Source organism: Nocardia sp. NBC_01329, assembly GCF_035956715.1.
Lineage (GTDB): Bacteria > Actinomycetota > Actinomycetes > Mycobacteriales > Mycobacteriaceae > Nocardia.
The window spans coordinates 4,973,656-4,985,878 of sequence record NZ_CP108381.1 but is presented as its reverse complement, the minus strand read 5'-3'; the positions used below and the strand labels follow the sequence as shown (position 1 = coordinate 4,985,878).

The 12,223-nt window shown below is 69.5% G+C and carries 4 protein-coding genes; 3 read left to right on the top strand and 1 reads right to left on the bottom strand.

Going from position 1 to position 12,223, the window contains the following annotated elements; translation table 11 throughout:
• Positions 1-26 precede the first annotated feature (26 nt).
• The gene (locus tag OG405_RS22520) at positions 27-419 is read right to left on the bottom strand and encodes an SCO5389 family protein (protein WP_327148446.1); all 393 of its coding nucleotides are present in this window, start codon (positions 417-419) and stop codon (positions 27-29) included.
• A gap of 529 nt (positions 420-948) precedes the next feature.
• Between OG405_RS22520 and OG405_RS22515 the strand changes: the two genes are divergently transcribed.
• The 3 genes from OG405_RS22515 (at position 949) to OG405_RS22505 (ending at position 12,143) form a co-directional block, all read left to right on the top strand.
• Positions 949-1,773, top strand: coding sequence for a M23 family metallopeptidase (locus OG405_RS22515; RefSeq protein WP_327148445.1), 825 nt, complete (start codon positions 949-951; stop codon positions 1,771-1,773).
• Positions 1,755-2,831: a LuxR C-terminal-related transcriptional regulator gene (locus OG405_RS22510; RefSeq protein ID WP_327148444.1), complete on the top strand. Its 1,077-nt coding sequence runs from the start codon at positions 1,755-1,757 to the stop codon at positions 2,829-2,831. Before OG405_RS22515 ends, OG405_RS22510 begins: the two co-directional genes overlap by 19 nt.
• Before the next feature lie 240 nt (positions 2,832-3,071).
• Positions 3,072-12,143, top strand: coding sequence for a non-ribosomal peptide synthetase (locus tag OG405_RS22505; protein WP_327148443.1), 9,072 nt, complete (start codon positions 3,072-3,074; stop codon positions 12,141-12,143).
• The last annotated feature ends 80 nt before the right edge of the window (positions 12,144-12,223 follow it).

The window sequence follows — 12,223 nt, the reverse complement described above, 5'->3', positions numbered from 1 at the left end:
AATTCCGCGCCGGGGACCCGTGTGTATCAGCAGTTGCGCAGTTCCGGGCTCTGATTGAGCAACTGGTTGCGGGGGCTGATGAACCGGCTGTAGGTCTCGCCGCCGACCGCCGACAGCGGGAACGCCGCCACCCGGTGGCAGTTCTGGAACGCCAGTTTCACGCCGAAATGCCGTTCCAGCCCGCCCCGGATGGCATCCGAGGCCAAGGCGCGCAGCAGTTGACCGCGTGCTGTCTCGTCGGGCGGAGGCACCTCGTTGTCGGCGAATTCCGCGGTACCGGAACCGAGTTCGGTCGCGACCCGGCTCACGACCTCCCATGCGTAGGGCAGCGAGACGCGGACGCACTCGACGAATTCGGCGTCGGTGACGTCACCGCGTTCGGCACGTTCCAGCAGAGCGGTAGGGACATCTAGGGACACAGCGACCTCCTGGGGTCAACTCGTCTTCGGCTGATGGTGCGGAAACCCGCGTGCAGATCTGCCGGGCCGAGTCTAATCGAAATCGGTTGTCAATAGCGGTGTAATGGCCGCGAAAGTTGTTCGAGTGGCGAAGCTTTCGGAATAGCGGGGTCATTGCCCGGGCCGAGTGGGAGGTCTCCGGCGGGGCGGAACGACCGCTTTCGCAGGTAGTCCTGTTGCTGTCCGATGAGGTTGCCGGAGTGTGTCCGGGTCGGGCCGGCGGATGTGGCCCGGCTCGCAAATGTTACGAAAAAGGTAGTGTTCACAACTTGGTCCGCGATGCTGTATTGCCCATTTGAACTGGGGGTTTATGGATCAGGTTGCGATATGGTCACGGGCCGGTAGAGTTACCATCACAACGGATGCCGAAACGTTACGTTTGCCCGGCTGGAGTAGCTGGATCCGCGTACGGCGTTCGTGACCCTGATGATCGGATAGCGAGGACGGACCTTTGGCGCACCATCGATTAGGCCCCAGCTCCATCACCGTTATGAGCCTGATCGGTGACGAGGTCCAGGTCCGCCCCCGGCGCCATCGCGCGGATGTCTCTGCGGCCGAAAGGGTCCGCGCCGCCGCCGGAGCCGCCGTCGCGGCCGGCGCGCTGATCGGTACCGCTTCGCAGGTCGCTCCCGCCATCGCCTACGCCGCGCCGTTGCTGCCCGGCGGTGAGAACTCCGAAGCGGTGAAGGCCGAGCCGATCGCCCCCGCTTCGGATGCGCCTGCCCCGGCCGCCGCGCGGATGGCGCAGGCGGCGCCGATCGCCGATACGCAGCCCGCACCGGTTCGAGCCGCACCGATCGCGGCGCCGGCCCCCGCCCCGTTCGGTCTCCAGAACCTGCCGCCCGAGGTCGCCGCCCCGCTGACCCAGGCCGAGCAGGCGATAAAACAGCTACATCAGCAGATCGCCCCCGCGGCGGCGGTCCGGCCGGTCGCCGGTGTCGTGAGCTCTACGTACGGCAGCCGCTGGGGCGCCATGCACTATGGTGTCGACTTCGCCGATACACTCGGCGCGCCGATTCATTCGGTGGCCTCCGGCACGGTGATCGAGGCAGGCCCGGCCTCCGGATTCGGAATGTGGGTCCGGGTACTGCACGACGACGGGACCATCGGTGTCTACGGGCATGTCAACGATATCTACGTCAGCGAGGGACAGCGGGTGAACGCGGGTGATGTGATCGCCACCGTCGGCAACCGCGGGCAATCGACCGGCCCCCATCTCCATCTGGAGATCTGGGACCAGGGTGGTAACAAGATCGATCCGATGCCCTGGATGTTGTCGAAGGGGGTGCCACTGGAGTGGGGACCCTCGCACTGAGATCGACAGAATCGCTCGACCGTCCGATCCTTGCCACCCCCACGGGGTTGCAGGCAGAACTGCGAACGCACGGTGTGACCGAACTGGCCGATATCTTCGAACCCGATTCGATCCACGGCCGTGTGTACGCGGCCCTGGTCCAGCGGCCGCGTTCCGGGCTCGCCGATATCGCACGGCACACCGGACTGGCCGAGACCGAGGTCGAGAACGCGCTCGACGAACTGTGCGGGTTGCGTGCCGTCGTCCGGCTCGCCGACTCGGACGGTATCCCGCGTTGGGATGCGCACGCACCGGAATCGCTATCGGAAGCCGAGGCCCGGCGGCGGCGCCAAGAGATCAGCACCATGCACGCGGCCGCGGCGCGGCTCAGCGAGACCTTCCGTTCCGTCCGGCGTTCGCAGGGCTGGAACGGCGTGATCTCGCCCGTCTTCGAACGCGCCGAACTGCTAGCCGATTTCGAATCGCTGCACGCGAACGCCGACTTCTCGGTGAAGATGGTCGAGCGCAGTCCGCACCTGAGCGACCCCGAACGCGACACCCGCATCGCCGAGCTCAAACAGGCCCGGATGGCCGAGGGCGTGCGGTATCGGATCCTCTACCAGGACACGATCTATCAGGACGCCGACCGCCTACGACATACCCTGGCCACCAATGCCCGTGGTGCGCAGGCGCGCACGCTGCCCGATCCGCCGTTCAAACTCATCGTCGCCGACGACGAACGCGCCAGCCTGGTGCTGCACACCGACGAACGCCGTCCCGATCCGATGGCGCTGCGGATCAACGGCTCCCCACTACTGGATATGTTGATCCGCAGTTTCGATGTGCTGTGGACGTTGTCCGCGCCGATCTCGGTGCAGCCGGAAGCCGACGAACTCGACGAACGCGACCGCGCGATCCTCACCATGATGGGGATGGGCGCGACCGACGATACGATCGCCCGCCGGCTGGGGATGTCGCGGCGTACCGTGGTCCGGCGCACCGCCCGGCTGCTGGAGCGGCTCGGCGCCAGTACCCGGTTCCAGGCCGGGGTACAGGCGATCCGGCGCGGCTGGCTGTGAAGCGATTCGGGCGGCGGGCGACGCTCGCACCGGTCCCGCGGGGATAGCCGAAGCCGGTCTGCGGCAGCCCTGCCGGGGCGCCGTGGTCGGCTCCCGGCGGGCTCGTTCCCCGGGCAGCGGGCCGGGGCGCTCCCGAATATGATGGCCACACCGCGCCGGCCCGATCGAGATGCCCTTCCGCCCCAGTAGGGCACGCATGAGGCCGGGTCACGGCTCGATGCGAGAGGTGAACGCACCCGAATGCACACTGCCCGCCGTCCTTTCAGTGTCACCCGACGGCGTCGTTCGGGCAGTCCGCTGTTCGCGCAGCTGCTGACAGCCGCGGTCGAATCCGCGGCCGCCGAGGTGGCGATCCGGTTCAACCCGACCGGCCGGCCCGGCGACCAGCGGGAGATGACCTACCAGGAACTCGACGAAGCATCGTCACAACTCGCACGGGAACTGATCGAACGCGGAATCGGCCCCGGCGATGTGGTGGCGATCGGACTCGCGCGCAGCCCGGAGTCGGTCCTGGCGGTATGGGCTATCGCGAAAACCGGTGCCGCCCACCTTCCGATCGACCCAGCCCTACCCGGCGATCGAATCGACCGTATCGCCACCGACTCCGGCGCGGCTCTCGGCCTGACCACCTCCGGGCACCGGTCCGCGCTCGGCCGGTCGCTGTACTGGATGGAACTGGACGATCCCGTGCAATCGGTCCGGATCGCGCGGCGACCGCGCCATCCCCTCTCCTATGCCGACCGGGTCCGGATGCTCGACGAACGCCATCCCGCCTATATCGTGCACACTTCGTACACCACCGGTGACCCTGTCGGGGTGGTGGTCGCGCACAGCGGACTGGCTCCGATGGTCGCCGCAGCCACCGATCTCTACGGGATCACCAGTGATTCCCGGGTGACGCATATGTGTTCCCCGAACTCCGACGTCTCCGTTCTCGAACTGCTGCTGACCTTCACCACCGGCGCGACGTTGGTGATCGTTCCCGCCGGCGTGCTCGGCGGGCGCGACATCACCGAACTGCTGGCCCGGGAGCGGGTGACCCATATGATCGCCACCCCCGCCGCACTGGAATCCGTCGACCCGGCGGGACTCACCGAGTTGCAGGGCGTCGCGGTGATCGCCGGCGAATTCGACCCCGAACTGGTCCGCCGATGGGCGCACGGGCGCAGCGTTTTCATCTCCTACGGCTCCGCCGAGACCACGGTCATCGCGACCGGAACCGACACGATGAGTCCGGGGGAGACGATCACCGTCGGTACCGCGCTGAACGGTTTCGGTGCGTTCGTGCTCGACACCCGGCTGCGGCCGGTGCCGCCCGGTACAGCCGGTGAGCTCTATCTGTGCGGGCCGGCGCTGGCGCACGGCTACCTCGACCGGCGTGGGCTCACGGCGCAACGGTTCGTGGCCGGGCCCGTCGGTGCCGATCCGGGTCGGTCGGGAACCCGGATGTTCCGTACGGGCGCTCTGGTGCGCCGGATCCGGACACCGCGCGGCGAAGAGATCGAATATCTCGGCCGCGCCGATTCGCCGGTGCAGATACGCGGGTTCGGAAGCGAACCAGGTGAGATCGATGAGCCGCCCAGCCCGCTTCCCGCCGTGGACCGTTCGGTCGCGCTGCGCCGGGGACCGGTACCGGCCACCCCGCTGTTCGACGCACTGCCGCGCCCGCACTGGGTGGCGGGTCCCGGTGGATACGATCGCGAAGCCCGCCCGGAACCGGTGCCCGAGCCGACCGGTTCACGGCCGCCCTCCGGGGAGGCCGCCCCGGTGGTTCCGCCGGAGTTGCCCGGGGGCGGTACCGGTGAGGTACCGCCGACCCCGATGCTGGCCGAGTGCCTGGCCGGGGGCGTGCATTCCGGTTTCGCGCAGACCGTGGCGCTGACACTGCCGGAAGGGATCGATCGTGCCGGGCTGGCCGCCACATTGGGTGCGGTGGTGGGTCGTCACGATATGTTGCGGGCCCAGTTGGTGGCCGAGGACGGCCGGTACCGGCTCGAGGTTCCCGCTACCGGACCCGTCGCGGTGACCGCGCGGGTCTCCGAGGTGGAGGTGCCGGCGGGGGCCCGCCCGGCCGAACTCGCGGCGATCGCCGGTTCCGCAATGAATTCCACTGTGGCGCAACTCGATCCGCTGGGTGGTCGGATGGTCGCCGCGACCTGGCTGCGCCGCACCGGTTCCCGCGACGCGCTGCTGCTCGCCGTGCACCGGTATGTGGTCGACGGCGAGTCGTGGCGCATCATCGTCGCGGACCTGACGGCGGCCTGGACTCAGGTGGTCCAGGGCCGGTGCCCCGAGCTCGCCGCGGTCTCCACCTCGTTCCGGCGCTGGTCGCACGCGGTGGCCGGAAAGGCTGTGGAATCCGGATCCGAACTCGCCCATTGGCGTGCGGTACTGGCGACCCCCGATCCGCTGCTCGGGTCGCGGGCGATCGATCCCACCACCGATACGCGATCGACGGTGCGCCGGTTCGTGGTGGAGATTTCCCCGGATATCGCCGAGGTGGTGCGCACCGAGGTTCCCGCGCTGTACCGCACGGGGCCCGTGGAACCACTGCTGACAGCCCTCGCGCTGGCGGTCCGGAACTGGCGGGCCCGGCGCGGCGTGGACTGCGCGACCACCCGGATCCGGGTGTACGGCGACGGGCGTGCGGCATCGGTTCTGCCCGGGGCGGGGCTCACCCGCACCGTCGGCTGGTTCACCACGGCCTACCCGGTGGCCCTCGATCTCGCCGGCATGGATCCCCGCGCCGCGCTGGCGGCGGGCCCGGTCACCGCCGCGCTGGTGCGATCGGTGAAGGAACAACTCGTCGCTGTACCCGGGCAGGGTATCGGTTTCGGCCTGCTGCGCCGGCAGGCACCGGACGGTGCGAGCGAACTCGACGGCACAGTGGCGCAGATCGGCTTCGGCTACCTGGACCGGGCCTTCGCCGGTCCGACGTCGGCGACCGGCGAGGCAGCCTGGCTGCCCGCCGATGAGCTCGGTGGTTTCGATGCCGAGTTCGAGCGGGATACGCCGGCCAGCGTGGTGATCGATACCGGTGCCGTCACCCGGCCCGACGGTGGAATCACCCTGTCGTTCACCTACGTAGCCGATATCGTCGACGAGCCGGCGGTCCGGGAGCTCGCCGACGAATGGCTGGCCGCCGTCAACGCCATCGCCCGGCACACCACCGATCCCGCGGCGGGCGGTCTGACCCCTTCGGATCTACCACTGGTCCGGGTCGGCCAGTCCGAACTCGATATCTGGCGCACCGGCTATCCGGATCTGGCCGAGGTGCTGCCGCTCTCGCCACTGGGTGAAGGGCTGTACTTCCGGTCCCTGATGACAGTCGGCGCCCCCGACGATTACGTGATGCTGTTCGCCGTCGAACTCGGCGGCGTGATCGATACGGAGCGGTTGCACACCGCCGCGCAGCGTCTCGTCGATCGGCATCCGGTGCTGCGCACCGCGTTCGTGTCGGCGTCGGACGGGGCGCCGGTGCAGTTGGTGATCGAGGGCGTCGAGGTGCCGTGGCGGGTGGCCGACGATGTCGGCGACTACGAGATCCCGGAACTACTGGAGAACGAGCGGCTCACCCGCTTCCCGCTCGACTCCGCGCCGCTGCTGCGGATCACGCTGTATCGCACGGTTTCCGGTCGCGCGCACCTCGTGCTGGCCGCGCATCAGCTGCTCTTCGACAGCCGGTCGATGCCGATTCTCGTCCAGGATCTGCTGACCGCCTACGCCCGCCACGGTGATCTGTCCGCGCTGCCCCCTGCCCCGGCCTATAGAGACCATCTGCACTGGCTCTCGCAGCGGGACACCGCGGCGGCCCGGGTGCGATGGTCGGAGGTGTTGCGTGGCGCCCGGCCGACCGCACTGGCGCCGGTGCTGGCCCCGCCCGAGCAACCGGGAACCGGTATCGGGGAGGTCGATCTCGTACTCGGCGAGATCGAGGCGACGGCCCTGGCTGCCTACGCCGCCGACGCCGAGGTGCGGGCAGGCACGGTGGTGCAGGTCCTGTGGGCACTCGTACTGGCGGGACTGACCGGTGCCGAGGATGTCGTGTTCGGGGCGGTGGTACCCGGTCGACCGGCCGAGCTGAACCGGGCCGGTGATGCAGTCGGTCTGTTCACCAACACGATCCCGGTGCGTGTGCGGTTCGATGCCGAGTGGACCGTGCGGGAATTGCTGGTCCGTCTCCGATCCGAACAAGATGCCCTGGCCGAGCACCACTATCTGGGTTTGGCCGACCTCGCGCCCGGTGTGGCGGGACTCTTCGACACCCTCCTGATCTACGAACCCCGGCCGGTCGCCGCCGAGGTACGGCGTGTGGCGGGTGGGGGAGTCGACGGGCTCGAAGTTCTGGATCTGGTCTCGCGGACCCGCACCCACTACCCGGTGACCCTGATGGTGGAATCGGGGGACCGGTTGGCGCTGCGCTTGTCGTATCGGCGCGATCTCGTGGCCGAACCCGCCGCCCGTGCCCTGTCCGGGCTGCTGCACGCACTCGTGGGGCAGCTGCTGGCGGTGCCCTGGGCACCGGCGTCGGCCCCGGTCCGGGACTGGTGGCGTGGTTCCGGCAGGCCCGGCGGGCCCGGTGAGCTACCCGCGGACCGGCCGCGTCCGGACGTCCGGTCCGGCGGGGTGGGCCAGCTGTCCCGGGAGCTGAGCCTCGATATCCTCGATTCGCTCAACGATGTAGCGGCACAACAGAATGCGTCCGCTTTCACGGCGGTGCAGGCGGCCCTCGCGATTCTGCTGTCCCGGCTCTCCGGGCACCGGGATATCGCGGTCGGCGCGTTCAGCACCGACGAATCCGCGCCCGGGCTGTCCGTCCTGCGGACGGCGCTGGATCCCGCACTGCGCTTCGGCGAACTGCTCGCCACCGCCCGGGCCGCCGGTGGCGGGGGCCTCGCCGGTCGCGGCGCCGAACGCCTCGGGCAGCTGGTCGATACGGTGCGTACCGCGGCCGGGCAACCGCCCTTCCGGGTGCTGCTGGCCTCCGGCGAGGGGCCCGCGAAACTGCCGGACACCTTGGACCTGCGCGTGAACCTGATCGATACCGGTATCGAGGCGCGATTGACCTTCACCTACGCCCGCGATCTGTTCGACGCGCCCACCGTCGGCGATCACGCGGACCGGCTGCTGCGGCTCCTGTACGCCGTGGCCGCGGACCCGGGGCTCGTCGTCGGTGATATCGATCTGCTCGCCCCCGGCGAACGCGATCTGGTACTGCGGGAATGGAACAGCGGCGGTGTCCGGGTTCCGGCGGTGACACTGGTCGATCTCATCGAGGCTCAGGCGCGGCTGCGCCCGCGCGCACCCGCCGTACGATCCGCCGGGACCACGCTGAGCTTCGAAGAGCTGTTGCGCCGTTCCTACCGGGTGGCGCGCGCGCTGATCGCGGTCGGCGCCGGCCCGGAAACCTTGGTGGCCGTGGCGATGCCGCGGACCGAGGAGTTGCCGGTCGCGCTGCTCGGTGTCCTGCTGTCCGGGGCGGGCTATCTGCCGGTCGACACCACTCACCCTCGGCAGCGACTGGAATTCGTCCTCACCGACGCCGGCCCGGTCGCCGTGCTCACCACTGCCGCCGAACGTGCCGCGGTACCGGCCCGGGACCTGCCGGTGATCCTGCTCGAGGACACCGCGCGCAACTCCGCCGAACCGGTCACCGATGCCGAACGCCGCTCCCGACTGCGCCCGGACAACCTGGCCTATGTCATCTACACCTCCGGATCCACCGGCCTCCCCGACGGTGTGGGCGCGGCGCACCGGAACGTGGTGGAACTGTTCGCCAACACCCAGCTGCTGTTCGAATTCGACGACGCCGATGTGTGGACCCTGTTCCACTCCTTCGCCTTCGACTTCTCGGTGTGGGAGCTGTGGTGTGCGCTGGCCAGCGGCGGATCGGTGGTGGTGGTCGACCGCCCGGCTACCCGCTCGCCCGAACTGTTGCGCGAACTGCTCATCCGCGAAAAGGTCACGGTGCTCAACCTGACGCCGTCGGCGTTCTACGAACTCGCCGAGGCCGATCGCCTCGCCGGGCCCGGCGAGGCGGAGTCGCTCGCTCTGCGCTATGTGGTGTTCGGCGGGGAATCGCTGGATCTGCGCCGGCTGCGGCACTGGTACGAGCGGCACGGTGGCCCCGGCGGCGCGGATGCCGATTCGCCGTGGCTGGTGAACATGTACGGCATCACCGAGACCACAGTGCACGTCTCGTTCCTGGCGCTCGACGAACAACTCGTGGACAACTCGGCCAGTGTGATCGGCCGGGCGCTACCCGGGCTGGACGCGTTCGTACTGGACGAGCGGCTGCATCCCGCGCCGGTTGGGGTGCCGGGCGAGATCCATGTGGCGGGTGCGCAATTGACCCGTGGTTATCACGCACACCCCGGCCTCACTGCGACCCGGTTCGTGGCCGATCCATTCGGCCCGCCGGGGGCGCGGATGTACCGGTCCGGCGATATCGGCCGTTGGGCAGGTTTCGGGGGCCGGGCGAACCTGGAGTACGCCGGACGCGGTGACGCGCAGGTACAGGTGCGCGGGTTGCGGATCGAACTCGGCGAGATCGAAGCTGCCCTGCTGCGTTGTCCCGGGGTGGCCGGTGCGGTCGCACTGCTGCGTACCGGCGACCGGCTGATCGGCTATGTGGTGCCGGCGGTGGACCGGGCGGCGGCGGTAGATCCGGGACAGCTGCGCGAGCAGGTCGCGGAATTCCTGCCCGACTACATGGTTCCCGAGACCGTCGTCGTGCTCGATGCGCTGCCGCTGACTCCCAACGGCAAGCTCGACCGGCACGCCCTGCCCGATCCGGCCGGCACCGGCGAGGTGCCCTACATCGCGCCGGCGGGCCGGGTGGCGACGGTCGTGGCGGATATCTTCGCCGACCTGCTCGGCGCCGAACGTGTGGGTGCCGACCACGATTTCTTCGCTCTCGGCGGGAATTCGCCGGCGGCGGTGCGGGCGGTGGCCCGGATCAACGCGGCGCTGTCGGCGGACATCACGGTACGCGCTCTGTTCGACGCGCCGACGGTCGCTGGGCTGGCTGCCCAGGTGGTGCCGGGGGGGCCCACCGAGGTGGAGCGTCCAGCGCTGGTGCGCGTCGATCGGCCGGAACGGATTCCGCTGTCACCCGCCCAGCATCGGATGTGGTCGCGCCACCGTGCCGATCCGGAGTCCGCTGTCGACAATCTCGTGCTCACCATCGGACTCACCGGCGCGCTCGATATATCCGCACTGCGCTATGCCCTCTCCGATGTCCTGGAACGTCACGAGCCGCTGCGCACTCGCTACCCGGCGGATCCGGATGGGCTGCCTTACCAGGAGATCCTGCCGGTGGCGCAAGCGGTGCGTGGCGGACTGGAATCGGTGAGCACCGACGATATATCCGCCCGGATCGGGGAAATGCTCTCGGCCGGTTTCGATATCGGCGCTCAGGCGCCGATTCGCGGACTGCTGCTCACCACCGAAACCGATGAACACGTGCTGGCGCTGGTGGTGCACAATATCGCCGCCGATCAGGCCTCGTCGACACCGCTGACGCGGGACCTGATGATCGCGTACCGGGCCCGGGTCGGGGGGGAATCACCGCGCTGGTCGCCGCTGCCGGTGCAGTACACCGACTACGCCGCCTGGCACCGCGCGGTGCTCGGCGTGGCGGGCGACGAGAATTCGGTCGCGGCAGTGCAATCGGCGTACTGGCGGGATCGGCTGCGGGGTCTGTCCGGCGGACCGGAACTGCCGCTGGACCGGCCCCGCCCGTCCCGGCCGTCGATGCGCGGTCGCAGTACCGGTTTCGCGATGTCCGCCGAGGTCCACGAGGCACTGGACCGGCTGGCACGCGATCGGGGTGCGACTCTATTCATGGTGTTGCACGCCGCGGTGAGTGTGCTCCTGCACCAGTTGACCGGTGCCGACGATATCGCCGTGGGCACCCCGGTCGCGCGGCGCGAGGAGCGCGCGCTCGCCGACCTGGTCGGCCTGTTCGCCGATATGCTCACGCTGCGCACCCGGCTCGAACCGGATCTGCCGTTCGCCGAACTGCTCGACCGGGCAAGGGAAGTCGATCTGGCGGCGTTCGCGAACGCCGATATCCCGTTCGAACAGGTCGTGGATGTCGTGGCACCGGTCCGGGCCGCCGCGCCCGACGCGCTGTTCGGCGTGGTGCTGTCGGTGCGCGACGACGAACAGGCCATTGTGCACCTGCCGGGACTGACCGTGCGGGCACCGTATCCCGGCGCGCTCGCCGCGAAATTCGATCTGTGGATCGATATGGACCCCGGGCGCGAAACCGGCGACGAGCCGGGTGAACTGCGTGCCGCGCTGACCTACCCGGCGGATCTGTTCGACGAGTCGACGGTGCGGTCGATCGGCCGCCGATTGGCGCGGATCCTCACCGCTGTCGCCGCCGATCCCCGGGTTCCGGTGGGCGAGCTGGATATTCCGCATACAGCTGTGCGGAAACGCGAGATCGTCCCCACCGATCCGGTCGCGCCGACCGCCACCGCGGGAACCGCGCTGGCACAGATCCTCAGCGCATCGGTCGAGGACGATCCGGACGGTCCGGCGGTGGTATGGGGCGAGTCGGCGGTGACCTACCGGGATCTCGATGCCCGGTCCTCGCGACTGGCTCGGGTGCTGATCGCTCGTGGGTACGGGCCCGGCACGGGCGTCGTGAGCGCATTGGATCGCGGTGTCGACGCGGTGGTGGCCGTCTGGGCGGTACTCAAGGCCGGCGCCACGCTGGTACCCGCGGACGCTCTCGACGTCGCGACCGCGGCCGATCTGGTGATCGAGGCCGGACTGGCAGTAGGGTCCGCCCCGGCGGCGCCCGCGGTGAAATGGCTGCTGCTCGACGATCCCGTGGTCGCCGGTGAGATCGCCGCCGAATCTCCGCGCCCGGTCACCTATGCGGCCCGGGTGCGTCCACTGCGCGGCAGCGATCTGGTGACGGTGGACGGCACCGGGACTCTGGTGAGCTACGACCGGTTGGCCGTCGCGGTGACGCGGGTGCACTCCGCCGCGGCGCTGACCTACGAGGCCCGGACATACCGGGTCGGCCGCGGCGACAGTCCGGCGGGGCTGCTGGAAACCGTGGCGGCAGGCGCCGCGGGTGCTTCCATGGTGCTGCTCCCGGAACAGGAGCCGGGCGCGACCCCGGCCGGCGAATGGGTCACCCATCTGTGGTCGGACAGCGTGAGTCTGGATGCGCTCGACCCGTATGAGCTGGAAGACCTGCTCGTACTCGTGCTCGACGAAGCCGATCGGCCGGGTGCGGACTGGGCGGAGATCGCCACGGTGCTGGATCTGGCCTCGCTGCTGGACGGCTGAGGAACGGTATCGGACAGGGTCCGGCTTCCGCGGGGTGTAGCTGTGTGCGTCCCCGCCCGGTAACCTGCCGGGTGCCATAC